This is a genomic window from Alkaliphilus flagellatus (assembly GCF_018919215.1).
Taxonomy (GTDB): Bacteria; Bacillota; Clostridia; order Peptostreptococcales; family Natronincolaceae; genus Alkaliphilus_B; species Alkaliphilus_B flagellatus.
This window is the reverse complement of record NZ_JAHLQK010000002.1, coordinates 187499-213926: the sequence shown is the minus strand read 5'-3', so window position 1 is coordinate 213926 and position 26428 is coordinate 187499. Positions and strand designations below refer to the sequence as shown.

The following is a 26428-nucleotide window of genomic DNA, read 5'->3' as shown; positions in this document are numbered from 1 at the left end:
GATGTATTTTAAACAGTTCTAATGCCTGTAAAGCCTTCACTCTATAAGCTTTCTATTATCTATAATAAGCGGATGTCTAAGTATAACTTCTGTGCCTTTTCCATATTCACTTTTAATCCTAATACCATATTTATTTCCAAACATAAGCTTAATTCTTTCGTTTACATTAAACATACCATAACCTACACCTTCACCCTTGCTTCTACCTTCTAATACATCTATAATTTGTGATAACTTTTCTTTCTCCATTCCAATACCATCATCTGCTACTTTTAACTCCACTTCTTTACCTATTATTTTTCCTTCTATTAATACTTTTCCTGTACCCTTCTTTCCTTTAATACCATGGTATATAGCATTTTCCACCAATGGCTGTATAATTAACTTTAAAACCTTACATTCCTTTAGTTTTTCATCCCAATACATTTCATATTCTAATTTATCTTCATAACGAACCTTTTGAACAAATAAGTAGCTTTCAATATGCTTAATCTCCTCTAAATATGGAATTATTTCTTCTCCCCTGCTTATAGATATTCTAAATAGATTGGTAAGTGCATCTACCATATCTACAATATCATAAGCCTGATGTTCTAACGCCATCCAATGGATTGTATCTAAAGTATTATATAAAAAATGTGGTTGAATCTGAGCCTGTAGCGCCCTCAGTTCTGCTTCTCTCTTATCTTTTTGTTCTATATAAACAGTGTTAATTAAATTCTTAATCTGTCTTACCATCTTGTTAAAACTTTTCCCCAGTTGCCCAATTTCATCCTCTCCAGGATGAGAATAAACAATATCTAAATTTCCTTTCTCCACATCCTTCATTAAACCCTGTAATTCCTTAACTGGCTTAACTATAGACGATGATAAAAATAGAGAAATTAATATTAAACTAGTAATAATAAAGAATCCAAAAACTAGAATCATTTGAAGGAGTCTGTCCGTATCTTGAGTCATCTCCTTCTCAAGAAAATTAATACCTAAGGACCATCCTTCCGCATAGGGAATAGGTGCATATAGAACTATAATATTGTTTCCCATAAAATCCTGTATTCTATCAATACCTTCTATCCCCTCCACTGTTTTGCCACCTATATGTTTCGCTCCTATATAGCCATAGGTTTCACTTTCAAAGATGTTAAAGGATTTATTTATATAGCCTTCTTCCATAGTAAATACTTGTCCATTTCTATCACATATCCAAGCTAATCCATTATACATCTTAACCTCTGATGCAATAGCCGATAGCTTAGATATATATATTGCCCCATTAATATAGCCCACTGGCTTTCCAGCATCATCTCTTATGGTATGGATAATAACAACTATAGGCTCTTCATTAGAACGGGAAATAATTGGATCACTAATTACATAATCCAAATCCTCTGTCTTTATTTTTTCAAAATAGGATCTGTTAGTTACATCAATATAGGTATCGTTGGTTACCCAGGCATGTCCCTCTGGAGTGATAATAGCAAAGGATTCAAATTCCGCCCTATGACTTTCATCCATTTTTCTCATATATGGCTTTATTCTATCCATATCCATAGAAATTAGGGTTTCGTTTTCAGTAAACACCTTCAATTCTGCAATCCGCTGGTTAATCCAAGCTCCTACTTCTCCAGACTTTGCAGTAATAATTTGCTGACTTAAATCTATTGTCAATGGTATATTAGTATTTTTGATTTGATTTCTAACCAATACTACTAATAAAAGAATCATTATTGTAGTAACTGTAGCAAAATACAAAAGTATTTTTGTTCTTAAGGTTTTCATAAACTACACCATAGCCTTTCGATTCTATAATCAACAACTATATTTACCTATTAAAGTATACCCTTATATTGCATATTACAAAAGGTATATGAAGAAAAATCCCTATAAAATTAAAAACTTATAGGGATTTTTCTTTATTATTTATTTTACTTACTTAAGCACACTTTCAGCTGCTATTCTACCAAATACAACAATATCTGTAATTGCGTTTCCACCTAATCTATTTGTTCCATGAATTCCTCCAGTTACTTCTCCAGCAGCAAATAAGCCAGGAATAGGATTACCTTCATTATTTATTACTCTAGCTTCTGTATCGATTTTAAGACCACCCATTGTATGGTGTACAGAAGGAACTACTTTCTGAATATAGTAAGGAGCTTCTGTTAATCCTATAATTTCACCTCTACGATTAAAATCTTCATCTTTTCCATTAGTAGCATATTCGTTATATTTCGCTATAGTTTCTTTTAATTGATCAACATTAATATCGAAAAACTTTGCTGCTTCTTCAATTGTATCTGCCTTAATAAGAGTACCTTGTTTCACTAACTGATCAAATTCCTTCATATAATTATCCATATGACTTTTGTTTTTAACAGTTGTATCCCATATTAAATAACCCATTCCATCAGTTTGAGACAAAATAGCCTTGGAAATAACATCACGTCTGTCTAATTCTTCAACAAATCTATTACCTTCTTTATTAACCAATACAGCTCCATCAAATCTAGTATCAGCTACATAAGATAAAACACCTGTTACTGGACTACAAGTTGGATAGGTTTGAATATTTTCCATTCCTATTAAAGCAGCGCCTAATTCTTCTGCCATAACAATTCCATCTCCAGTAGAACCTGGTTGATCTGTGCTCATATATCTTTCATCGTACTCAGGATTATATTTCTTTCTCATTTCTAAGCTAGAACCAAATCCACCTGTTGCTACTATAACACCTTTGTTTGCTTTAAATATAATTTCGTTACCGTCTTTATCTACGGCTCTTACTCCATTAACTTTTCCACTTTCATCTGTAAGGATTTCCTCAGCTTTTGTTTGTTTTCTTACAGGTATATCCATTTCTTCTACTTTAGTTCCTAGCTTACTGATAAGTTCGTCACCAGAACCACCTTCAGGATAAGCTGCTCTTGGAACAGAATGTCCACCAAATTGCATTAAATAGTCTTCTTTAAATGAAACATTAACTTCGTCCCTTAACCATTCTATGGCACTACGAGCATTGTTAGCCAAAACAGTTACTAATTTTTCATCAGCTTGATTGTCTCCGCCCTTTAATGTATCTTCTTTATATTGTTCTATACTATCCTCAATACCTAATTTTTCTTGAATCCATGTTTCAGGAGCATTTAACTCCCCACCAGATATTAATGTATTACCACCTATAAATGCCATCTTTTCTAATACAACTACACTAGCTCCTGCACCCTTTACTTCTATTGCAGCAGAAAGTCCTGCTCCTCCACCACCAATTACAACTACATCATAAACTTCTTCTTTAACCTGTCCATCTTTATTTGGTGTATCTGCGTCTGCATTTTCACCATTTTTTTGACCACATCCAACAGCTGATAAAGATAAGACAATAGCTAATAAAATGATACTGATCCTTTTAAAGCTTTTCATAAAGTGCCTCCTCTATAAAATGTTATTTTTTTATCAATTTCTATTATTTATTATAAGGCAACTTTTATATATTGTATTTGTAATTTATCGTAGTTTTTTGTACTTTTCCATACAGTTTATATTTAAAAATATACAATAAAACCACCCTAAGGGTGGTTTCTAAAAGTCTACAATTGTTGTGCTACAGCTTCTAACTGTTTTTCATGTAGATGATATGAATTTCTTCTAAGAAATAAAATAAACCAGCTTGTTAATATAACTCCTTTAAATATACTACTTATACTTATGCTCCACCATATCCCATTTAATCCTAATAGATGGGGGGCAGATAGAATCATGGCACCTGGAATACGTAGAGCGTTAAATACAATACCTATAATAGAAGGCGGTACTGTTTTTCCCAAGCCATTAAAGGCTCCAGCTGTAGTAATTTCAATGCACATAAATAACTGGGATAATCCTAATATTTTTAAATATGCAATACCGTGTGCAACTGCTTCTTCTTCATTTAAGAACACAGAGAAAACGGGTCCTGCTCCAAATGTCAACAAAAGTGTTGCTCCCACTCCAATAATGCTTACTAGTCCAATTGCAACAAAGTATCCTTTATATATACGATCCCATTTTTTAGCTCCATAGTTTTGCCCAACAAAAGTGCTTAGGGCTGTAGAGAAGCCTCCTGCCGTCATCCAAGAAATAGCCTCTATTTGAGATCCAATTTTTTGTACCGCAATAGGAGTGTGTCCCCAAGGCGCAATTATTTTGGCAATAAACATTCCAATAATGGAGAACAATGCATTTTGTAAAGCAACAGGTAGGCTCAATCTTATAATATGCTTCATATGATCCATGTCTGGAGCTTTTAAAAGTCCAATATTATTAAAAAGCTCTCCCTTTGCAAAAACAATTCTAAATATAAATACCAAGCTTACAATAGCTTGTGCTATTACTGTCGCTATAGCAGCTCCCTTTACTCCCATTGCAGGGATAGGGCCTATTCCGTGTATAAATAGTGGATCTAATACAATATTTGCAATCAATCCAATCATATTTATATAAAATGGTGTCTTGCTATCTCCATATCCATTTAAAATACCTGTAAATACTGGATTTATAAAATAAAATACTAATCCTAGGGAAACAATAACAAGATAAGAGGTAGCCATTTCAATTACCTCTGTATCCCCTAAATTAAAAAACCCTATAAGAGAATGTCTAAAAGTAATAAGCGCAATGCTATAAATAATCGCTAAAAATACATTTAGTTGGATTGTATGTCTAATGTATCTTCTTGCCTCTTTAACATCATCCCTACCTATAGATTGAGCAACCCCTACTTCTGCTCCAACTTTAGATAGTATGATAAACGCCATAGCAAGCCATGTAAAGAAACCACCTGTACCTACGGCCGCAGCGGCTTTAGTACCTACCCTTCCTATCCAAAACATATCCGTAATAGTATATGCAGTTTGTAGAAAAGATGTTCCCATAATAGGAAGTGCTAGTTTAATTAGCACTTTTGATATACTTCCCTGCGTTAGTTGATTTTCTTTAACCAAAGCCACTACCTCCTTTAATTTATAAATTTTATTTCCAAACTCAAAATATTATATCAAATCTTTAAAAAGCTCTTCAAGCACTTTATGTAATTAATTTATTAACTTTAAATAATAAGTACTACAATGCTGTTATATACCTTGACACTCTTATATACTTTCTATTATGATTTAAATTGTCGTGTATATTATTAGTTCACCACTAACTAGAAAGGAGACTTTACATATGGGCAGTTATACACCTTCAGGAGTTTGTTCAAAAAAAATAAACTTCGATGTAAAACAAGACAAATTACACAATGTATCCTTTGAATCTGGATGTCCTGGTAACCTTTTCGGGATCAGTCAGTTAGTAGAAGGTATGGATATTTATGAGGCTATTAAAAGACTACAGGGTATTAAATGCGGAGGAAAGAGTACCTCCTGTCCAGATCAGTTGTCTAAAGCCTTAGTTGCATATATTGAAGAAAACAATAATTAATAATATTCCTTTGTAAAGAGTATTAGGCAATAAAGAAAGGCCATTTCTATTAAATCCTAATGGCCTCTCTCTATAAAAATAATACTTACTCCTTATATTCTAAAGATATAAGTTTTTTTAGTTTAATTAAAGCTTAAAAGAACTTTTTAAAGAAACTATTCTATTGAATACTAAATTATCATTACTATTATGCTTTGGATCTACGTTAAAGTATCCATGTCTAAAGAATTGGAACTTATAGTGTTCCTTTACATCCTTCATATTATCCTCTACAAAACCATGTAATACCTCTAGCGAGTTTGGATTAATTTGTTCTAAAAAATGTTTATCGTCTTCCCCATCTTCATCTAATATTAGTGGCTCATATAGTCTGAACTCTGCAGGTGTAGAATTACTAGCATCTACCCAATGAATAGTACCCTTTACCTTTCTTCCTGTAAAGCCAGTTCCACTCTTTGTTTCTGGATCATAAGTACAATGAAGTTCCACAATATTTCCATCTGCATCCTTTATTACATCGTTACATTTAATAAAGTAAGCGTGCTTTAAACGAACCTCATTACCAGGGAATAGTCTAAAATATTTTGCAGGTGGATTTTCCATGAAATCCTCTTGCTCTATATATATTTCACGAGAGAATGGAATTTTACGTACTCCCATTGATGGATCATCTGGATTATTTTCTGCATCCAGCATTTCCACTTGTCCCTCTGGATAGTTAGTAATAACTACTTTAAGTGGTCTTAAAACTGCCATAGTTCTAGGAGCAATTTCATTTAAATCTTGACGGATAAAATGCTCTAGCATTTGCTCATCTACAATACTTTGGTTTTTAGATACTCCAATTTCTCTACAGAAATTACGAATAGCCTTAGGAGTATATCCTTTTCTCCTTAATCCGGAAATAGTTGGCATACGTGGGTCATCCCAACCGTCTACCACTCCTTCATCCACTAATTGTTTTAATTTTCGCTTGCTCATAACAGTATTAGTCATATTTAGTCTAGCAAACTCTATTTGTTGAGGCTGAGACTCCATTTCACACTCTCTAACAGCCCAATCATATAAAGGTCTATGGTCTTCAAATTCCATTGTACATATAGAGTGGGTTATACCCTCTATAGCATCCTCTAATGGATGTGCAAAGTCGTACATAGGATAAATACACCATTTATCTCCTGTATTGTGGTGACTTGCATGAACTATACGGTAAATAACAGGATCCCTCATATTCATATTTGGAGAGCTCATATCTATCTTTGCTCTTAAAACCTTTTCACCATCTTTAAATTCACCTTTTCTCATTCTATCAAAAAGATCAAGGTTTTCTTCAATACTTCTATTTCTGTACGGACTTTCTTTTCCTGGCTGAGTCAAAGTTCCTCTATGCTCACGAATTTCTTCTGCTGATAAATCATCAACATAAGCTAATCCCTTTTTAATTAATAGTACAGCCCGATTATACATTTCTTCAAAATAGTCGGATGCAAAGAATAACTCCTCCCAATCGAATCCTAACCATTTTACATCTTCCTTAATGGACTCTACATATTCCGTATCTTCTTTAGTTGGGTTTGTATCATCAAAACGCAAGTGGGTTTTTCCATTAAAATCGTCAGCCAACTCAAAGTTTAATACTATAGATTTTGCATGTCCTATATGTAAATAACCGTTTGGTTCTGGTGGAAAACGTGTAATAATTTCTTTATGTTTGCCTGATTCTAAATCTTGTATAACAATATTCCTAATAAAGTTTGAAGTAGTAGGCTTATTTTCCATTTTAATCTCCTTTCAGCATGCTTTCTATCTGCATTAGTATATTTAAATAAATATACCATAAAACTAATTATTTTTCCATGTGTAACGTGCAAAATATCATTATTTATATGTATTATACTAGCTTATCCTACAGTTAACAATTCTAAAACTTTATCTAAACTGAGTTTTAAATTATCTAAACATAGTGTTCAAAACAATTAACACTATTTCAATCACTTGAAACTAAGATAAATTATTAATCTATTACATATTAATAATTTGTTTTTATATTATCTTAAGATATTATGTTTATAAAATATAAAAATATTCTGCGACCTTTTTGTATATTAATCATCTAATAGATAAAAGGAGGTGAAAATCTATGGAAGATTGCGAAGAGAGCCTAGTTAGAAGACTTAAAGCAGGAGATGTTGAAGCCTATCATCAATTGATAGAATACTATGGAGAAAAACTCCTCCGTTTAGCTTATATAATTATAGGAGATTATCAATTAGCTGAAGATACTCTACAAGAAAGCTATATTAATATTTATAGAAACATCCATAGATTTAGTGGAAAAAGCACCTTACTTACTTGGGTTACAAGAATCACTATAAATAATGCTAAACAGGCTTTAAGGAAAAAAAGAAGAAAAGCTTGGATTGCTTTCCATGATGGTGTAAAAGAAAGTAGTGAAACCCCCTCAATTACATATGAAATTATAAAAAAAGAAGAAATAGCAAAAATAAGAGAGATTTTAATGGATCTTCCCTTAAAGTATAGAGAAACCTTATATCTTTACTATTATGAAGAAATGAAAATTAAAGAAATAGCAACAATTTTAGATATAGGCGAGTCAGGTGTAAAAAGTCGATTGCAAAGAGGTAGAAATATGCTTGGAGAGCGTTTAAGAAAGGAGTTGGATTAATTGAAAAAAGAAAATTTATTAAAAGATATTAAAGGAACTATAACTGATAGAGATATAAAAAATTTATTTCATCAAAGCCTTCAAGATGTAAGTCTAACAGAAAATAGTAAAAATAAACTATATAATATCCCTATTAATACTAAAAAACAATCATTCCTACAAAACTTTCTAGAAAAAGAACTAATCATTCCTCTTCCATCCCTAGCTATCTTTACTTCTTTAGCTGTTGTGTTAGTAGGCATGTATATAGGTAACCTTATATTAATAAAAGATATTTCTGAGCCAAGGTATGAAATTATTAATATACAAACCATGGAGTATAACCCATATGTTAGTCAAGGAAAAGGACGGTGAAAATAATTATGAAAAAAGTAATTAGATTAAAAGTAAAACACATTGTTTTAATTTCATCTATAACATTTTTCGCAGCTATGATTATATATTCTTTAATTCCATCTATTATGCTTAAAATTGGAGATAGATTTAATTATAATGGTGATTTGCTAACAGCTAAAAGTTATTACGACAAAATTGATAAACATTTCCCAACATCTGCTGCAGCAGAAAATGCCCTTGAAAAGGCAGGATACATTTCAGCTACTAATGGCAAAATAATAATCTCTGGTTCAGGCTTTGGAAGTGCCCAGCATTCTAGTGCCTATCTTTTTCCCGATACTAGGGCCTATTATGAAGAAATGAGCAATAGATTTTCCGGCTTTCCAGCACAAAGAATTAGATACGACCTGCTTTCCAATGATGTAAGGATAAAAATTGATGATGGAGATATTAAAGAAGCAATAGACATGATAAAAAGTTTCTATACCAAAGTTAATAATGAAGAACGAAAATACATTGATCTTTTCACAATAAAAGGTATTATAAAAGCATTTGAAGTAAAGGGTTACTATAATGAAGCAGAGGAACTTACTAGTTGGATAATAGAATACGACAACGAATGGGAAAAAGCTGAATTTGAGAACCTGCTTGAGGAATTAAAAAAATCTAAAGATGCACATGGTAAGGTAACAGGTAAAGTAACATTGCAAAATCAGCCTTTTAGGGATTTGCCTATTTTTTTACAATTTCAAGATACTAAAGATGGTACTATGCATGGATTTACAAATGAAGCTTTTTGGACAAAAACAGATAAAGACGGAAATTTCGAATTTTCTAATGTACCAGAAGGTAGATATGCTATTGGGGTTGTAACAGATTTAAAGCAGATAGAAGATAAGATTTTAAAAGGTAATCCTTTTAAAGATCATAGTTTTAATGTAGTAGATGGTCAAAACTATGACTTTGAAATTGACTTTGTAGATAAAATGAAGGTAATTGCTCCCGCTAACGGAGAAGAAATAAAGGATGATACTATTAAATTTCTATGGGAACCATTAGATGGTGCAGCATACTATTCCATTACATTTGGGATATCCTTTAATGGGGCAACAGGTTATAGAGATTTGGGTCAAAAATACTATACTACAGAAGCTCTAGTTAAAAAAGAAGATATATTATATATGGATAGCTTTTTAAGCTTTGACGAAAAGGGACCCATTCCAGAGCCCTTCCTTGCTTATGCTAATCCAAAAGTCCAGCTGTTTTGGGGAGTTAATGCCTACGACGAAAATGATAATATGTTATCTAGCTCTAATGGTTATGTTAAAGGAAATGATACAGACTTCTCCTTGGGACAAATAGAAGTAACGGAAGGTGATAAAAAACTTTTGAAAAGGGACTATAAAGGCGCTATAGAAAGCTATGAAAAAGCTTTAGAAAAAAATCCAGAGGATATACATTCTCTCCTTATGCTAGCTAGGTTATATGATTTTGATGAAGAACTTTCAACCTATCCCTATACAAATAAAGAAAAATCTAAATCATATTATAAAAAGTTATATGAGATGACAAATAATAAAATATTTTTAGAAAGGTTTTAAAGCTCTTGGCATGCCAAGGGCTTTTTTATATCTTAACTGTTGCTTTAATCTATATATTCTTCCTCCATTGTATCCCACCTATGCTATTACAATAAATTATATACTTAATAGATTAATCAGTGATTCAGATAAAAAATATTGTTTAGAATTATCATATCAATTATTTCTATCACCTTTTGTTTCTGAGAAAAAATTTTCTACCTTTTCCAGCTTAATTTCCTCTGTAACATTCAGCTCGTAAAGCTTTTCTTCTATATTACCGTTTGGCAGTATATACACTTCATTTTCTTCTGTATCTATAATTCCAACTTCTGCTGGTAGTCCGTCGATCGAAACACGCTTATATATTACAAATCTATCATTCCATCCTATCTCTCGTATATCAGCTCTTATAATAATATCTCCACCTGTTGCTTCAGGATTAGAAATCTTTACGATAACTCGGTTACTAGCGCTTATCTTATGTACAGCATACAAATTTGGTAGTTCAATAACACCAAAGTTAAGAGGTTCTAGTTCATCTACTAAGTAATCGATAGTACATCTTATTAGTACATTTGAAAGACTTATTATCAAGATTATAATAATTATTATCTTTAAGATATTGAATAATTTTTTATTATTCTTGAAATTCATTTTTTCACTCCTTATTAAGATATGAGTATAGTTATAATTGTACTCATATCTTGTCATTCTCAATTTTAATAATATGGTAAAAATACAATTTAGAGTGACTTTTAATCATACTTAGTGTTTGTCATTGCTAAAATTCCTTGGTTTAAGAGTCATTTTACTGGTTTTCTTTCCTTTTTAAGAATAGATAATGAAATACTCATGTTTGCTACATATACAGGCGCAAAAATTAAAAAATTAGAATATAAAAATAATATATTAGATGTTTCCATATCTAGCCCTAAATACATATTAGAAATGAAAGCTACATTTTCTAAGTTATAGCGTTGTTTTAATACTGCGAATAATCTTTCAATTGTAATTCGGCTTTTTTAATTGGTAATTTTAGTTATTCAACAACCTAATAATAGATAAAAGCGACTCTGAATAATATTCAAATGTCGCTTCATATTTTCCACATTAAACTAATTCTTAAATAAATATGTTTCTTACTGATTGGCTACATTATCCTCTGATACATTGCAGTGTTCTATACAGGTACTTTTCTTATTTACTTTACTGCTTTCTCTGCATAGAGCACAGAGAGTATCCACACTGATAATATGTTCAATAGCACAGGCATCTTCCATTGCAATCTTTTCATCTACTTTCAAAGTATCTGTTAAAAATTTATGAATAATTGCAAACTTATCCATCATTTGGATAGCTTGTTTTTCTCCTTCTGATGTAAGAAAAACCTGACGTTTTTTATCCTTACGCAGTAATCCTTCCTTTTCAAGCTTTGTCATAGCCAGACTTACACTTGCTTTAGAAAAACCCATTTTTTGAGCAATATCACACACACGAACTCCTTCACCATTAGATGAAAGCTCATATACAACTTTAATATAATGAGATTGAGATTTTGAAAGATTCATTTTATTTCCTCCTCATACTTTGCCAACCGCATAGCACTAGAACTTATTAGTTTATATTCAGGTCTGTCATATTTGTTATTTTAATATTGAATCAATATTTTTATATATAAATTTATTGAGTTTTAATAGTTCTATAATTTAATTCCCTTAATTTGTTTCATTATACCATATTCAAATTATTTCGTACACTTTAATAGGGAAACACAAGTATGCTTCATAAATTTCGGTGTTTATTTTCAATACATAGGAAATTTAGAAGTGCACCATTAATTTTGCACAAAATTTTTTATTCCATTTATATAAAAAAGAGACTAGTATAAACTAATCTCTTCGGATTATAGATGAACTATTTAAAGCTATTTGCAGACTCTAAAAGCGAATTTACAATAAAATCTAATTGAGCATTCATTGACATAATATCAGAAAACCAGAACATCCCAGTTTGCGTCTCTATAAGCCTACCTTTTTGTACAGCTTCAAGACTATTAAAAACAGCGTTATCTTGAAGCTCAGCAATATTCTTGTTAGAGAAAATATAATCAGCTGAATATTCGTTTAACATCTCATAGGATATATTTATAGAGAATACTTCTTTGTCAATAACTTCCTTCTGGATTCTTTCAGGTGCTGGAAACCCTAGATGATTATAAATAAGATCCCCGCCCCGGCCTTCTCCAAAAGCTTTCAATACACCTTTTTGCTGATTTTCGAGAAGTATAACAGTTTTTTCAGTTAAATTAGCATCTTTTAAAAGCTTTTTCGATTCTTCTACTTTATTTTCAAAATCTTTAATAAGCTGCTCTGCTTTATCTGGCACACCAAAAACTTCACCAAAAAATCTTAATCTATCTCTATAGTCCATCCCGTGAAAATTTCCTGCAAGCGTAGGTGCTATTTTTGAAAGAGTACCATGGGCATCAGGATTACTCCAGATAATTAGGTCTGGGTCTAATGCCATAATCTCCTCTTCATTTACATCATATGCATCTATTACGGTTACATTTTCCATTTTCTCTAAAAATACTGCATCATCATTAAATGATGTTCCTACTGGTGTTATACCTAAAGCCAGTAAATCTCCCTGCACAAAAGCTACTACAACTCTTTTAGGGTTAGCCGGTATCTCTACATCGCCATATGCCATATGTACTATCTTAGTTTCTTCTTTAGAATCTTTTTCCTGCTGTACTGTCATTGTTTGCTCTTGATCCTGAATGGATATTCCTTTTGGAGTAGAATTGCATGCTGACAAAAGAAGCATCATAGTGAGTACCATCGCAATGATGGATCTCCCTTTTATTTGTTTAAACATTGAAAAATCCCCTTCCTCTTTATGTTTGCCTATGCTAACTAAGCTTTCTCTATTATAGGAAAGAGTATCTTCTTTTTCAATGGATATATCGAATACATTTGATGTATATTTCGCTCTATAAGCAATAGGTGATATTCCTTCATGCTTTTTAAACAACTTACTCATTTGATACTCATCATAGAATCCAGTATTTTTTGCGATCTCCTTAATTTTAAAATTAGATCGAGAAATATATTCTTTTACCATTTTAATTCTAAGGCTAATCATATACTCTTGTGGACTTAATCCATATCTATCTTTAAAAGTAGTTCTTAAGTGCCCCGAACTAACGCCTAAAATATTAGCAATTTCTTGCATGGATATCTGTTGATTATAATTCTTTTCTATATATACCTTTGCCATTTCAACAATATCTTGCTGAAAAATATAAACATCATCTTTTTCTAATTCTTTGTAAATTTCATATATAAACTGATAAAATGATGCCTTCTCAAAAAACAAGTCCAAAGGCTCTGGATTTTTCCAGCTTTCATACATTTTTTTCAATTGCTCAGAAAAAAATATTGGATTACTTGGAGAAAAGCCATATTGTTGTTTAAATGGATCGTTCTTTTCCATAAGCTTAATAAATTCCCTTTTGTAAAATGGTGGCTCACCTGCTCTATATAGTATTATGTAATATTCCAACCATTTACACATAGGCTTTATTGAAAGCGCTGTCCCTTTTCCTCCATGGAAAATACCAAAGCGTTCCACTATGTAAGATTTATTATCAAGAATTACCTCCGTCTTGCCACCGCTGGTATATAGAAACATACTTGTAGGCATGCGATAATCCCTAAGAGTTTCTTCTGAGTCAATGAGTTTATAGCGTATATCAACTAAATCAATAGCTGAATATCTCCAAATTCTTATTGCATCTAAAAGTCCTTCTTTATCAAAAATTACTTTCTCATGTTCATTATTTCTCATAATAATATCTCCTAATAACAGAATAAGTTAGTTATACCTAACTTATTCTATCATATCTAAATTAAAATTTGCATACTTTAAGAAACAAAATAAAAATAAGAGGTTCTTTAAAGAGCAATAGTCTTTAAAGAACCTCTTATTTTATATAATTAATTCTTAACAATTGAATATTGATATATTTTAATCTTATTTAAAAACTTTCTACTAAGAAATATAAATTAATTGTTTCCTGTAATCGATAGTAAATTATCTACTATAAAATCTAATTGTCTGCTCTGAGAGTATACATCATTATAATAGAAAAAAGCAAAATCTAAGGCAATCACTCTGCCTTCAGCATAGGCCGGTATAGAATTCCATATAGTAGGTTGTTCAAATAGCTTTGAATCCCAATCAAAAACGATATAATCACCTACATATTGAGGTAAAACCTCTAAGGACAGATCTCTGTGCTGGGCGCCCCCTATAATTTCACTTTGAATAACATCTGGAGCCCTAAAACCAAGATCGTTATATATAATATCGCCTCCTCGTCCCCATTTATCTCCTGCTACTGCAACATCTGTAGGATCACCAAAAAAAATACTGATTGTTTTATCAAGTATGCCTCGTTGCCCTAAAACTACTTTAGCTTCTTCTACTTTTTGATAGTATTCTCTGATAGCCTTTTCAGCCTCTGCCTGTCTGTTCAATACCTCGCCAAGAAAAGTTATCCGCTCTTCCATGGACATTTCAGTAAAAGGAATGAAAACAGTAGGTGCAATTTTAGATGATGCTTCAAATTCATCCTTTACTGCTGAAATAATCAAATCAGGTTCTAAAGCCATAATTTCTTCTGGATCCCACTTCTCGATTGATGTTACATCATGTATAACATCGTCAAATGCACTTCCTTCAAAAGCAGAACGAACCCCTATTGGTACAACACCTAAGGCTATAACATCTCCGATTACATAATCTACAATAACCCTTTTGGGATTTGCTGGAACTCCAATTTCTCCCATAACTGTATTAACAATTCTTATTCCGTCTTCTGTAACCATTCTTTGCTCTTGTTTTGTAACTAATTGTTCTTGATCTTGGTTAGATGTATTTGCAGGTGTATTGCTACACGCAGTTAATAAAAGCATAAGACTTAGGGCTGCTGCAATTACTGTTTTACTTTTTATTTGTTTAAACATAGAAAATTCTCCTTCCTCATTATGTTTGCTTAGGCTAACTAAGCTTTTTTCATTATAAAGAGAAAAGAATAAATTATCCATGTTATTATCGCTCATATATTTTGATGTTTTCGCTCTAAATTTTGAAGGAGACATACCGATGTGCTTTGAAAATAATCTGCTGAAATTAAATTCATCAGAAAAACCACAAGCTTCTGCTACCATATGTACAGGAAAGTTTTCTCTTAGCAGCATTTCTTTAGCTGCACTTAGTCTTATACTAGTTAAATATTCTTGAGGACTTTTACCATATTGCTTTTTAAAACTTCTTCTTAAATGGCTGTCGCTTACTCCCAGTATGGAAGAGATCATATGAATAGAAATATTTTCATTATAGTGCTTATCTAAATAAGATTTTGCTATTGTTGTAAAATCTGCCTTTAATACTTGAATATTTTTATTTTCTATCTCACGATATATTTCATAAATAAGTTCATAAAAACAAGCTTTTCCAAAGAATAAATGTAATGGAGTAGACTCTTTCCATTTTTCATGCATTTTTTTTAGCTTTTCTAGAAAGAATATTGGATTATCCGTTGAGAAACCATACTGTTGCTTGAATGGATTACTCTTTCCCATCAAACTAATAAATTCACTTTTGTAAAAAGCAGGCTCGCCTGTCTTGTATAAAACCATATAATATTCAAGCCAATCACTTGCAGGATATATGGAAATCTCAGTTCCTTTCCCTCCATGAAAAACACCATGTCTTTCTACATTAAATACAGCATCATCCAGAATTACTGTTGCTTTACCTCCATTGGTAAAAATAAATGTATTTGCTGGCATTATATATTGATTCACTACATCATTGCAATACATAACTTTATATCTTATATCTATTAAAGAGATCGATGCCTCTGCCCAAATTTTAAGAGCATCATTAAGGTTATCAGAAAATAAATTTAAGCCTTCGTATTTCTTTTTGTTCATATTACAGCTCCCCTAGAACATATACTTTTGTTAGCTTAACCTAACTTTACATAGTATATCATAGGTTAGAATAAAAAGTAAATTATACTCTTTCCATTATGATTGAAACAAAACTACTATATTGCCTTACTATATTAAAATTTTATAAATTAAATGCTTTTCTAAATTCGCTTGGAGTGATTCCATGTACCGCCTTAAAGGCCGCTGAGAACTTCGCTGCATTTTTATAGCCGCAAAGTTCTGAAATATCTCGTATACTTAGATGATCGGCTGATAGAAGCTGCATTCCTCTTTTCATTATTTCAATACGAATATATTGATATAGAGGAATTCCATAAGTATTTTTAAAGGACTCTCTAAGCTTACTTTCACTCATTTCCGCAACTTTACACAACTCGTTTATACTAGGTATATTCAATATATCTTTATCCATTATTTCTTTAATCTTATATATCTTTTGTTCATTTTCCCAAGTAACGTAATTACGTCTGCTGGATCTTCTCTTCGGAATCTCAGGAAAATTTCTTACAATTGAAGACAATAGATGTAAAACCATACCTTCGTATGCTAATAATGGTATGTCCGAATTTCTAACAGCCCATCTTATCTGTTCCAAAATCAGCATTATATTCGGTGTATTTAAATGCTGAGTTTCCCATAGTTGAGCATCTGCCACACTAATTTTAGGGGGATTCTTACGGTTTTTTAAGAAAGATTGTATGAATTCTTCTGAAATTAAAACACTTGTGAAACAATAATGCTCATCCTTGGGAAAAGTAAAATTAAATGGCTTTTTAGGATTAATCACCATATGAGTGATCGGAGAAAATTTCTGAACTCTCTTACCTTGTTGTTTATATAAAATTTCGCCACAGTCTATACAGAAAATCCATAGACAGTCTTTATCCGTATGGATCTTATGAACTATTTCTTTATTTGGAGTAAACCATGCACTTGCAACAAATAATCCTTTGGATGGATTCATTTCAGAAATCCAACCATTCGACCAATGAGGAGGAAAATTATAGCTCGTTCCCTCTCCATAAGGTCTGCTTTTTAGATTATAATTATTTGCCATAGCACCCCAAGATAGTTTTTCGTATTCATTCATAATGATCTCTCCTCTAAATTTAAATAAGGTTCGTAGTAAAATCCTTTTTCTACTCCATTTTGAGTAAGTTATACTCCTATAACTTTATATGCTATTTGAGAATTATTATCATATGCATTGCAACAGCTTAAATATATGTATATTCTTCTAATCCAAATATGTCTCAACATAAGCTATGACCCGCTTTGCTCCATTGACAGTAAAAAAAATAAATGCTACTATTCTTTTAAGTTAGTCTAGTCTTACTTAATTAAGTATATCAAACATATAACATAAGCGCTTATGTTATTCTAAAAATTTATAATAAATATATAAAGGAGAATTCTGTATGAAAAAGTTTATGACTCTATTTTTTGCTGTACTTATAACTTCTATATTTGTTGTAGGCTGCTCCAATACTGCTCCTCAGTCTAATAATGAACCTGCCATATCTGATGAAAATATTCCAGATAATGCTACTCGTATTGTAAGTACTGTAATGGGAGATATTGAAGTTCCTGCTAACCCAGAAAGAGTTGTTGTAAACTGGTATATCGGTGATGTTTTTGCCTTGAGACTAAATGTTGTTGGCCATAATGCATGGGACCAAGAGACTATGCCTTTCTACGATAAGTTTGCTAGTTCTACAAAAATTGAAAATTGGGAACCTGAGGATGTCATGGCTCTTAATCCAGATCTTATCGTAACTTACAATGAAGAGGATTTCGAAAAATTTAAGAAAATTGCTCCAGTGCTTGTTATTCCGGAGTCTGGCATAAGTTCTCTTGAAAGAATTCAACTTCTAGGCGATGCTACAGGAAAAAGTGCAGAAGCTGAAGCAGCAATAAAAGCCTTTGAAACAAAGCTAGCTGATGCGAAAAAAATCCTTAACAGTGATGCTTTTAATGGAAAAACCTTTAGTATCATGGAAGATTGGGGAGCTTCTGGGGAGTGGAGCGGTATATATTATGAAACGGGCTCTAGAGGAGGCACACTAGTTTACGAATACCTTAAGCTTGACTATCCTGATAAGCTTAAAAAACTCATTGAAGAGTCCGGTGCAGGGCGCGGTCATTTAAGCTATGAGGTTGCCCATGAATATTTCGGAGACTACATACTATGGTGCCGACAAGAAGGAAAGGAATCTGAATATGCCAAAACAGACTTATGGAAAAGTATTCCTGCCGTTGCTGAAGGTCGCTTAGTAGAAATACCAGGAAAATATCAAGGTCTATTTTTTTACTCAGATGTTACAAGCTTAACTGCACAGCTTGACTATATGGTTAATGCACTGAATTCATTAACAAAGTAATTTACAATTGAAAGGAATATATACATGGAGAATTCACAGCTTAAAAAACGCCGTCATGGCGCAGCTAATTTCATAATGCACATGATTATAGGCCTTGGACTTCTTATTCTTATGTCGGTAGCATCGATTTCTTTTGGTGCTGCTGATATGAATTTGTCCACTGCCTGGGAAGCTATTTTCAACTTTAATCCAGCTTTGACTGAACATCAAATTATTCAGACTTTGCGTATTCCTAGGACTGCTGCCAACATTATTGTCGGTTGTAGCCTCGCTATATGTGGTGCCATAATGCAAGGAACTACACGAAATCCACTTGCAGATTCCGGTCTAATGGGTATCAGTAGCGGCGCTACTTTTGCCATTGCTCTTTGCATGGCTTTTTTACCTAGTAGTTCTTATGGACAAATGATGCTTTTTGCTTTTGTTGGTGCTGCCATTGCTACTTTCATGACTTATTTTATTGCTTCTTTAGGTAAAAGAGGGATGACACCCCAGAGACTTGTTTTGTCTGGAATTTCTATTTCCATGCTTTTCGGTGCCTTTAGTCAGTATTTATCTATTAAATATAGATTGGCATACGCTTTAGCTTATTGGACTGCTGGCGGTACTGCTGGTGCTAAGTGGAGTGAGCTTATCATTGTTCTTCCTTTTTTTGTTTTAGGTGTTATCGTTTCTATTGCTCTTTCTCCTTCTATTACTATGCTTAACCTGGGTGATGACGTAGCTGTAGGCTTAGGCCTTAAGACTAGAACTGTTAAAGGGATATCTACGGTTGTTATATTAATTTTAACAGGGCTTTCTGTAATTGTAGTAGGACCTGTTGGGTTTATAGGTTTGATTGTTCCTCATATAGTTCGATATTTAGTTGGGGTTGATTATCGATATATTATACCTGCAGCAGGTTTATATGGATCTTTGTTTACTGTAACTGCTGATTTAGTAGGAAGGCTTATTAATAAGCCTTATGAGACTCCGATCGGTATTATTTTTGCTGTAGTAGGTGTTCCTTATTTTCTTTATCTTTCAAGAAAACAAAGGAGGGAGTTTGAGTGATAAAACAACGTTATTCTGTTTCTCGTGGTGTTATGGTTAATATGATTATGGTACTTGTTCTTTTTATTATAGCCGTAATCAGTATTAATTCTGGTAAGATGAACCTTTCTCCTTCAGAGGTTTTTAATGTAATTATAGGTAAGGGTACTGCTAGAGAAAATCTCATTGTTTTTGAGTTTCGTCTTCCCCGTATTATTTTATCTATTCTAGTTGGTATCGGTATGGGAACCTCTGGTTGTATTATGCAGAGTCTCCTTAGAAATGACATGGCTAGTCCTGGTACTCTCGGTATAAGTTCTGGTTCTGGACTTTTTGTTTTGATGTTTGTTGTTATGTTTAGCACTCAAGGAACATCTTCCGCTATTGCGCTTCCACTTTTAGCTTTTGTAGGTGGTATGACTGCTGCTGCATTGATTTTTCTTTTGTCTTATAGACGAGGAAAAGATATTTCTCATACTGGCCTAATTTTAACTGGTGTTGCTCTTAGTAGTGGTTACGGTGCTCTTACTACTTTGCTTACTTTAAAGCTTGATCAGCATCAAATGGATTTTATGCAGCGTTGGAGTGCAGGAAGTCTTTGGGGTGATAACTGGAATTACCTTTCCATTCTTGCGCCATGGGTAATTGTTCTTTTTATATATACTTTTTATAAGTCACAAATTTTAAATACATTAAATCTAGGAAATCAGACTGCAACTGGATTAGGCGTGTCTGTAAAGCCAGAATTTTTAGGCTTATCTATTGCTGCTGTAGCTTTGTCCTCTGGTAGTGTTGCTTTAGGTGGGAATTTCTTTTTCGTGGGTATGATTTCTCCTCATATGGCAAGAAAACTTGTGGGACCTAACCATAAACTTTTATTGCCTGCAGCATCTCTATCGGCATCTATCATTGTTTTACTAGCAGATACAATTACTAGAACTATAAGTCTAGGTACAGATGTTCCTACTGGGATTATTATTACAGTTTTAAGTACGCCTTATTTCTTATATTTATTGGCTAAGGCAAATTAAGGAGGTTTTATTGATATGAATAGCATTAGAGCTGAGAAGTTAGATATTGCTTATGATGATATATTAATTGTTAAGTCTTTGAATATGGATATTCCACAAGGAAAAATAACTTCTATTATAGGAGCTAATGGATGCGGAAAATCCACTGTCTTAAAGGCTGTTGGCCGTATTCTAAAGCCTAAAAGCGGAATGGTTTATCTTAGTGGAGAAGATATCAGTAAAGTATCTACTAAAGACATTGCTAAGAAGATGGCCATTTTACCACAAACCCCAACTGCTCCAAATGGTTTAACTGTAGGTGAATTAGTAGCATATGGACGTTTCCCTCACCAAAGAGGCTTTGGTAATCTTACACCAGAAGATAAGAAAATAATTAGCTGGGCTCTTTCAGTAACAAAGCTTACTGAGTTTGAGCACAGGGAGGTTGATACTTTATCCGGAGGGCAACGACAAAGAGTATGGATTGCTATGGCTTTAGCTCAGCAGACGGATTTAATATTATTAGATGAGCCTACTACTTATCTTGACCTCGCACATCAATTAGAGGTTTTAAAGCTTTTATTTGATTTGAATCGCAATCAGGGCTGCACTATAGTGATGGTATTACATGATTTGAATCTTGCATCAAGGTTTTCCGATTATATGATAGCTATACATAAAGGAACTATCATAGAGCATGGCTCCCCCCAAAAAGTTATGACTACAGAAGTTCTTAAGAAAACTTTTCAAATCGACGCAGAAATTGTTAATGAACCTAAAAGTGGGCGACCTGTTTGTATTACTTACGATATTTTAAACACTGTATCTACTACGCAAAACTTTGGAAGGAGGGCATTTGCACTATGAAGATTGCACTAAGAATATTTTTAGGTGCAAAAAAATATTGGATGTATCTAATAATGGCTCTTATAGCATTAGTTATTTCTACTATAGCAGGCTTTTATACCCCTTGGGCTCTAAGAGAGCTTACGAGTATTGCTACAGAAGGACATCCAGATTTTGCAACTAAAGCTTTTAATATAGGGCTACTGCTGCTTTTAGCTACAGCATTACAATCTGGCGGAGCTTCTATTTCAGGATATTTTAATCATCATGCAGCTCTCCATTATGTAGCTGATTTGAGAACTGAACTATATACTAAGCTTCAGCATATGGGTCTTAGATTTTTTAATAAAAATCGAACAGGAGATTTAACAAGCAGGGTAATTAACGATTCAATGGAAGCAGAAATTTTACTGGCTCATGTAATTCCTGACCTTGTTGTAAATGTATTAACCTTTGTAGGTGTTGGTATCCTCCTCTTTACAATTAATTTTAAACTAGCATTACTAAGCCTTATTACTATACCATTTCTTATAGTGATTACTCTATGGCAGAGTAAGTATCTATCACCAATATGGCATCAAAACTCTAAAGTAAGAGGTGAACTTTCAGGTACAGTACAGGATAATTTTTCAGGAATACGAGAAATACAGATATTTAATCAACAGGATAGAGAAGAAAAAAAGATTGCCTCTCTTTCACTTAAACACACCAAAGCCTACTTAAAAGCTAGTTTCTTTTTTGAAACCACTTATCCTCTTCTAGCATTTTTTACTGCTTTAGGCTCTGTTGGTGTTATAATGTATGGCGGTATTCTTATTGAAAGACAGGAAGCTACCATAGGAGATATCGTAGCCTTTATAATGTATCTTAACATGTTCTATGGACCTGTTAAAAGTTTTTCTAGGATAATGGAAATGGCTGGAAATGCAGTGGCTGGATGCCAACGTGTTTTTGAAGTAATGGATGAAAATCCAGATGTCAAAGAAACACCCGGTGCAAAAAAATTATCGCAAGTTGATGGTAAAATTGAATTTAAAGATCTTTCTTTTAATTATACACCCGAAATTACTGTACTAGAAAATATCAACCTTACAATAGAGCCTGGTCAAACTGTAGCTCTTGTTGGAACTACAGGTGTTGGAAAAACTACTATTGCAAGCCTTCTTAATCGTTTTTATGATCCACAGAAAGGAAGTATTTTTATTGACGAAACCAACATTAATGATGTAACCTTAAAAAGTCTTAGAGATAATATAAGTATGGTATTGCAGGATACATTTCTTTTTAATGGTACAGTATATGAAAACATAGCTTATGGATGGAAGGATGCAAGTAGGGAACAGGTAATACAAGCAGCAAAAGCTGCAAATGCACATGAATTTATTCAAGGGCTTGAGAATGGCTATGATACAATAATAGGTGAACGTGGAGTACGTCTATCAGGCGGACAAAAGCAGAGACTATCAATAGCACGTGCTATCTTGCGTAATTCTCCTATCCTTATTTTAGATGAAGCAACTTCTGCCCTTGATACAAAAACAGAAAGAGAAATTCAGGCAGCTCTAGATAGAATATCAAAGGATTGTACGACTATTGTAATCGCTCATAGATTATCCACTATAAGAAGTGCAGATAAAATTGTAGTACTAGATGGAACTGGAATTGCAGAAATAGGCACCCATGACGAGCTAATTCGTCACTGCGGTATATATGCTTCTCTTTACAACGCACAGGCATCATAAGAAAAATTTATTAATATATAAACAATATTTTTCCCCTAAAAAATGCACAACATATCCTTTAATTTAAGGTTGTTGTGCATTTAAAATTAATTTCTATATTATCGCTTAAGATATCTAAATTATTATTTAATATTTCTCTAATTTTGTTTTTTAACTTCTAGAACTATCCAGTTTTATTATGGAGATTGTATAAACAAAAAATATTAAAGCTTTTTAAACTTTTTCTTTTCTTGGTTATCGTGTTTAATCCCATTCAGCAAGAATTATTTTTTTATTTAGTTCTGTTTTTCTCACATCAATAACTCTTTGATTTTCAGAACCTCTAAATCTTAGATTTAGATTTTTCTTTTCAATTTCAAATCGTCCATCAATTAATATATCTGTATTATGAAGTAACTCTAGCCAGCATTCCATTTTTTTAGAATGCTCTAATATGAGCTATCCTCGGTTTTTCGGACACTGTCTGGTGAGCATATCTTAATATTAAATAAATTTCCTAGAATTTACTCCCGATATCTCTGCTTTTAACTTTAGTGACTAGATTCTTAGATTAAGTTGTATGAAAGTATTCTGCTTTTAAAATCGCTATTAATAACTTAAATTTGTACAGTACTTGTAATATCCTTTCTCTCAATGGGAAAAATACAATTTAGAGTGACTTTCAATCATCTTTAGTGATAGGGGAAGATAAAATGTATTTATTCCGCAAACTTTGGAATCCTGAAATGTTTCAAGGACAATATAAAAGAAAAAACTATTTTGAAGGCTGGTATTATAAGTTAATAGATTCACCTAAAAAAAATGTATGGGCGATTATTCCTGGTGTTGCCTATGGAAAGTGTCAAGATGATAGACATGCCTTTGTTCAAGTAATAGAAGCAAATAGCTGTAAGGTTCACTACTTTAAATATGATATTAATAGTTTTAAATTTAATAATAAAGATTTTCATGTTCAAATTGAAAATAACCATTTTTATCGTAACGGCATAATGCTGGATTTAAGGGATGAAAATTCTTTAATTAAAGGTGAGCTATCATTTAATAATATAGTACCTTTTCCTAAAAAGTTTTTTAATCCTGGAATTATGGGGCCCTTTTCATTTATACCATTTATGGAATGTTACCACGGTATTGTTAATATTCATCATGAAATTGAAGGTAGGATTTTTGAAAATAATACTGAAATTGACTTCACAAGTGGATATGGCTATATAGAGAAGGATTGGGGAAAATCATTTCCAGAAGCATGGATTTGGCTACAATCCAATCATTTTTTGCAAGATAATGTTTCAGTAATGTTTTCCATTGCTAAAATTCCTTGGTTTAGGAGTCATTTTACTGGTTTTCTTTCATTTTTGAGAATAGATAATGAAATACTTATGTTTGCTACATATACAGGTGCGAAAATTAAAAAATTAAAATATAAAAATAATATATTAGATGTTTCCATATCTAGCCCTAAATACATATTAGAAATGAAAGCGAAATTTTCTAAAGGAGGAGTTTTAAAAGCTCCTAAAAACGGCATGATGGATAGGGATATTAGCGAAAGTATTACATCCGCTGTGAAGGTTAAGTTATATGATAGCAAAAGCAAAAAAGTTGTATTTTCAGGAGAAGGACTCAATACTGGCTTTGAGGTAGTTGGAGATGTGGAGCAATTCTATTTTAACTAGAATATTTTCTAAAATTAGGTACATCATAGAACTAGATAAAGAAATATATATAAGGAAGGATGTAAACTATGGAACAATATTATTCTCCAGATAAAGGCTTTACTAAAGAACCAGAATCCTATTGGATTGCTTCCACAGATACTACTAATTACCCTACTTTAGAAGAGGATATTAATGTAGATGTAGCTATTGTAGGTGGAGGTATGACAGGAATTACTTCTGGATATCTCTTAAAAAAAGAAGGTTTAAATGTCGCTATTGTTGATGCTGATCGTATTCTTAATGGTATTACAGGTCACACAACAGCTAAAATAACTTCTCAACATGATTTAATATACGATAAGATGATTAATCAAATAGGAATGGAAAAGGCTAAGCAGTATGCTGAGTCCAACGAAAAAGCTATAAAGTTTATTGCTCAAATTGTAGAAGAAAAAAATATTGATTGTGATTTTAGTTGGCAAAGCGCATATGTATATACTCAGTCTGATACATATGTAGATCAAATTAAAAACGAAGTAAAGGCTGCACAGGATCTAGGTATTAAGGCCTCCTATGTTGAAGACCTGCCTCTACCCTTTCCAATAAAAGCAGCAGTACGCTTTGATGAACAGGCGAAGTTTCATCCACGTAAATATTTACTGAGTCTAGCAGAAGATGTTGCTGGAGATGGCAGCTATATTTTCGAAAATACCAAGGCAGTTGATATAGAGGAAGAAGATGATAATAAGTATTCTATAGTTATGGGAAATGGTAAAAAAATTATTGCTTCAAAGATTATAATAGCATCACATTATCCCCTCTCTAATATAAAAGGATTGTATTTTGCTAGAATTTATCAAGAAAGAGCCTATATTATTGCTATTAAGGCAAAATCTAAATTTCCTGATGGTATGTATATAAGTGCAGAAGAGCCTACTAGATCCTTACGTTCCCATCCCTTTGGCGATGAGGAGCTTATACTAATAGCAGGAGAAAATCACAAGACTGGTCATGGAGATGATATAAATACCCATTATAAAAATTTAGTTGACTTTGCCAATGAAACCTTTGAAGTTGAAGAAGTTCTTTATAGATGGTCTGCCCAAGACTGTATGACAATGGATGATATCCCCTTTATAGGTAGCATTAACTCTGCTCATCCTAATATTTATATAGCAACAGGATTTAAAAAATGGGGAATGACTAGCAGTACTGTATCAGCAATGATCCTAAAAGACTTTATTACTAAGGGCGAAAGCCCTTGGGCTGAAGTTTATGACCCATCTCGATTTATAAGTGATGGATCCATATGGACATTCATTAAAGAAAACCTAGATGTAGCAGTTAACTTTATTTCTGGCAAGCTTTTTCCTGGATCCCCAAATAATGATATTGAAAAAGGAGAAGGAAAAATTATAGATATAAATGGACAAAAAGTAGGTGCCTATAGAGATGAAGAAGGAAAACTATACTTTGTTAATACTGGCTGTACCCATTTAGGCTGTCAGGTTAAATGGAATAGTGCAGAAAGAACTTGGGATTGTCCATGTCATGGGTCTAGGTTTTCTCCTGCTGGTGATGTAATTGAAGGTCCTACAGTTAAACCTTTAGAAAGAATAGAGGTTGATTAAAAGGTCGCATAATGCTATCTCATTGACTCCTATTACACTT

General features: G+C 32.6%; 21 protein-coding genes. 11 read left to right on the top strand and 10 right to left on the bottom strand.

The features are described from left to right. Window positions 1–36: 36 nt before the first annotated feature. The 3 genes from KQI88_RS05905 to KQI88_RS05895 form a co-directional block, all read right to left on the bottom strand. Window positions 37–1779, bottom strand: coding sequence for a cache domain-containing sensor histidine kinase (locus tag KQI88_RS05905; RefSeq protein WP_216415431.1), 1743 nt, complete (start codon window positions 1777–1779; stop codon window positions 37–39). A gap of 150 nt (window positions 1780–1929) precedes the next feature. Further along, window positions 1930–3420 carry a flavocytochrome c gene (locus KQI88_RS05900; protein ID WP_216415430.1) on the bottom strand — a complete coding sequence of 497 codons (1491 nt, stop codon included), beginning with the start codon at window positions 3418–3420 and terminating at the stop codon, window positions 1930–1932. A gap of 167 nt (window positions 3421–3587) precedes the next feature. Further along, complete coding sequence (locus KQI88_RS05895; protein WP_246579165.1) at window positions 3588–4979, bottom strand: MATE family efflux transporter; 1392 nt, start codon at window positions 4977–4979, stop codon at window positions 3588–3590. Window positions 4980–5202: 223 nt separating this feature from the next. Between KQI88_RS05895 and KQI88_RS05890 the strand changes: the two genes are divergently transcribed. After that, window positions 5203–5457 carry a TIGR03905 family TSCPD domain-containing protein gene (locus KQI88_RS05890; RefSeq protein WP_216415429.1) on the top strand — a complete coding sequence of 85 codons (255 nt, stop codon included), beginning with the start codon at window positions 5203–5205 and terminating at the stop codon, window positions 5455–5457. A 126-nt stretch (window positions 5458–5583) separates the two neighbouring features. On the opposite strand, the gene KQI88_RS05885 is transcribed toward KQI88_RS05890, so the two are convergent. Then, complete coding sequence (locus KQI88_RS05885; protein WP_216415428.1) at window positions 5584–7236, bottom strand: glutamine--tRNA ligase/YqeY domain fusion protein; 1653 nt, start codon at window positions 7234–7236, stop codon at window positions 5584–5586. A gap of 361 nt (window positions 7237–7597) precedes the next feature. Here KQI88_RS05885 and KQI88_RS05880 point away from each other — a divergent pair, with 361 nt between their 5' ends. Genes KQI88_RS05880 through KQI88_RS05870 form a run of 3 tightly spaced genes read left to right on the top strand, consistent with a single transcriptional unit; the run spans window position 7598 to window position 10080 of the window. Then, a complete protein-coding gene (locus KQI88_RS05880) occupies window positions 7598–8143 on the top strand; it encodes an RNA polymerase sigma factor (protein WP_216415427.1) in 546 nt (181 codons plus the stop codon). Next, the gene (locus KQI88_RS05875; protein WP_216415426.1) at window positions 8144–8497 is read left to right on the top strand and encodes a hypothetical protein; all 354 of its coding nucleotides are present in this window, start codon (window positions 8144–8146) and stop codon (window positions 8495–8497) included. Between the two features lie 8 nt (window positions 8498–8505). Then, a complete protein-coding gene (locus KQI88_RS05870; RefSeq protein WP_216415425.1) occupies window positions 8506–10080 on the top strand; it encodes a hypothetical protein in 1575 nt (524 codons plus the stop codon). 156 nt (window positions 10081–10236) lie between these two features. Here KQI88_RS05870 and KQI88_RS05865 read toward each other — a convergent pair whose 3' ends face one another. From KQI88_RS05865 to KQI88_RS05845, 5 genes are all read right to left on the bottom strand, one after another. Beyond that, window positions 10237–10716 (bottom strand): hypothetical protein, encoded by a 480-nt coding sequence (locus tag KQI88_RS05865; RefSeq protein ID WP_216415424.1) that lies wholly within the window; start codon window positions 10714–10716, stop codon window positions 10237–10239. A 485-nt stretch (window positions 10717–11201) separates the two neighbouring features. After that, window positions 11202–11630 (bottom strand): metal-dependent transcriptional regulator, encoded by a 429-nt coding sequence (locus KQI88_RS05860; RefSeq protein ID WP_216415423.1) that lies wholly within the window; start codon window positions 11628–11630, stop codon window positions 11202–11204. Between the two features lie 346 nt (window positions 11631–11976). Beyond that, window positions 11977–13914, bottom strand: coding sequence for an ABC transporter substrate-binding protein (locus KQI88_RS05855; RefSeq protein ID WP_216415422.1), 1938 nt, complete (start codon window positions 13912–13914; stop codon window positions 11977–11979). Window positions 13915–14132: 218 nt separating this feature from the next. After that, window positions 14133–16067, bottom strand: a complete 1935-nt coding sequence (locus KQI88_RS05850) for a helix-turn-helix domain-containing protein (RefSeq protein WP_216415421.1) — start codon at window positions 16065–16067, stop codon at window positions 14133–14135. A 142-nt stretch (window positions 16068–16209) separates the two neighbouring features. Beyond that, window positions 16210–17178 carry a helix-turn-helix domain-containing protein gene (locus tag KQI88_RS05845; RefSeq protein WP_216415420.1) on the bottom strand — a complete coding sequence of 323 codons (969 nt, stop codon included), beginning with the start codon at window positions 17176–17178 and terminating at the stop codon, window positions 16210–16212. 328 nt (window positions 17179–17506) lie between these two features. Between KQI88_RS05845 and KQI88_RS05840 the strand changes: the two genes are divergently transcribed. From KQI88_RS05840 to KQI88_RS05820, 5 genes are read left to right on the top strand one after another with little or no spacing between them, the layout of a single operon-like run. After that, window positions 17507–18469: an ABC transporter substrate-binding protein gene (locus KQI88_RS05840; RefSeq protein WP_216415419.1), complete on the top strand. Its 963-nt coding sequence runs from the start codon at window positions 17507–17509 to the stop codon at window positions 18467–18469. Window positions 18470–18493: 24 nt separating this feature from the next. Beyond that, complete coding sequence (locus KQI88_RS05835) at window positions 18494–19522, top strand: FecCD family ABC transporter permease (RefSeq protein WP_216415418.1); 1029 nt, start codon at window positions 18494–18496, stop codon at window positions 19520–19522. Then, on the top strand, window positions 19519–20532 hold the full coding sequence (locus tag KQI88_RS05830; RefSeq protein ID WP_216415417.1) for a FecCD family ABC transporter permease: 1014 nt from the start codon (window positions 19519–19521) through the stop codon (window positions 20530–20532). The genes KQI88_RS05835 and KQI88_RS05830 overlap by 4 nt, the downstream gene beginning before the upstream one ends. A gap of 15 nt (window positions 20533–20547) precedes the next feature. Then, window positions 20548–21378 (top strand): ABC transporter ATP-binding protein, encoded by an 831-nt coding sequence (locus tag KQI88_RS05825; RefSeq protein WP_216415416.1) that lies wholly within the window; start codon window positions 20548–20550, stop codon window positions 21376–21378. Beyond that, the gene (locus KQI88_RS05820; protein WP_216415415.1) at window positions 21375–23099 is read left to right on the top strand and encodes an ABC transporter ATP-binding protein; all 1725 of its coding nucleotides are present in this window, start codon (window positions 21375–21377) and stop codon (window positions 23097–23099) included. The genes KQI88_RS05825 and KQI88_RS05820 overlap by 4 nt, the downstream gene beginning before the upstream one ends. A 243-nt stretch (window positions 23100–23342) precedes the next feature. On the opposite strand, the gene KQI88_RS05815 is transcribed toward KQI88_RS05820, so the two are convergent. Further along, complete coding sequence (locus tag KQI88_RS05815; RefSeq protein ID WP_216415414.1) at window positions 23343–23513, bottom strand: 4Fe-4S cluster-binding domain-containing protein; 171 nt, start codon at window positions 23511–23513, stop codon at window positions 23343–23345. Between the two features lie 278 nt (window positions 23514–23791). Here KQI88_RS05815 and KQI88_RS05810 point away from each other — a divergent pair, with 278 nt between their 5' ends. Further along, window positions 23792–24775, top strand: coding sequence for a tocopherol cyclase family protein (locus KQI88_RS05810; RefSeq protein ID WP_216415413.1), 984 nt, complete (start codon window positions 23792–23794; stop codon window positions 24773–24775). 68 nt (window positions 24776–24843) lie between these two features. Next, window positions 24844–26388, top strand: coding sequence for an FAD-dependent oxidoreductase (locus KQI88_RS05805; RefSeq protein WP_216415412.1), 1545 nt, complete (start codon window positions 24844–24846; stop codon window positions 26386–26388). The last annotated feature ends 40 nt before the right edge of the window (window positions 26389–26428 follow it).

Excerpts from the sequence above, each read along its gene's own strand:
- KQI88_RS05870 (WP_216415425.1), top strand. The coding sequence starts at position 8,506 with ATGAAAAAAGTAATTAGATTAAAAGTAAAACACATTGTTTTAATTTCA.
- KQI88_RS05855 (WP_216415422.1), bottom strand. The coding sequence starts at position 13,914 with ATGAGAAATAATGAACATGAGAAAGTAATTTTTGATAAAGAAGGACTT.
- KQI88_RS05805 (WP_216415412.1), top strand. The coding sequence starts at position 24,844 with ATGGAACAATATTATTCTCCAGATAAAGGCTTTACTAAAGAACCAGAA.
- KQI88_RS05880 (WP_216415427.1), top strand. The coding sequence starts at position 7,598 with ATGGAAGATTGCGAAGAGAGCCTAGTTAGAAGACTTAAAGCAGGAGAT.
- KQI88_RS05905 (WP_216415431.1), bottom strand. The coding sequence starts at position 1,779 with ATGAAAACCTTAAGAACAAAAATACTTTTGTATTTTGCTACAGTTACT.
- KQI88_RS05825 (WP_216415416.1), top strand. The coding sequence starts at position 20,548 with ATGAATAGCATTAGAGCTGAGAAGTTAGATATTGCTTATGATGATATA.
- KQI88_RS05890 (WP_216415429.1), top strand. The coding sequence starts at position 5,203 with ATGGGCAGTTATACACCTTCAGGAGTTTGTTCAAAAAAAATAAACTTC.
- KQI88_RS05820 (WP_216415415.1), top strand. The coding sequence starts at position 21,375 with ATGAAGATTGCACTAAGAATATTTTTAGGTGCAAAAAAATATTGGATG.
- KQI88_RS05850 (WP_216415421.1), bottom strand. The coding sequence starts at position 16,067 with ATGAACAAAAAGAAATACGAAGGCTTAAATTTATTTTCTGATAACCTT.
- KQI88_RS05840 (WP_216415419.1), top strand. The coding sequence starts at position 17,507 with ATGAAAAAGTTTATGACTCTATTTTTTGCTGTACTTATAACTTCTATA.
- KQI88_RS05815 (WP_216415414.1), bottom strand. The coding sequence starts at position 23,513 with ATGGAATGCTGGCTAGAGTTACTTCATAATACAGATATATTAATTGAT.
- KQI88_RS05835 (WP_216415418.1), top strand. The coding sequence starts at position 18,494 with ATGGAGAATTCACAGCTTAAAAAACGCCGTCATGGCGCAGCTAATTTC.
- KQI88_RS05810 (WP_216415413.1), top strand. The coding sequence starts at position 23,792 with ATGTATTTATTCCGCAAACTTTGGAATCCTGAAATGTTTCAAGGACAA.
- KQI88_RS05845 (WP_216415420.1), bottom strand. The coding sequence starts at position 17,178 with ATGAATGAATACGAAAAACTATCTTGGGGTGCTATGGCAAATAATTAT.
- KQI88_RS05865 (WP_216415424.1), bottom strand. The coding sequence starts at position 10,716 with ATGAATTTCAAGAATAATAAAAAATTATTCAATATCTTAAAGATAATA.
- KQI88_RS05885 (WP_216415428.1), bottom strand. The coding sequence starts at position 7,236 with ATGGAAAATAAGCCTACTACTTCAAACTTTATTAGGAATATTGTTATA.
- KQI88_RS05900 (WP_216415430.1), bottom strand. The coding sequence starts at position 3,420 with ATGAAAAGCTTTAAAAGGATCAGTATCATTTTATTAGCTATTGTCTTA.
- KQI88_RS05860 (WP_216415423.1), bottom strand. The coding sequence starts at position 11,630 with ATGAATCTTTCAAAATCTCAATCTCATTATATTAAAGTTGTATATGAG.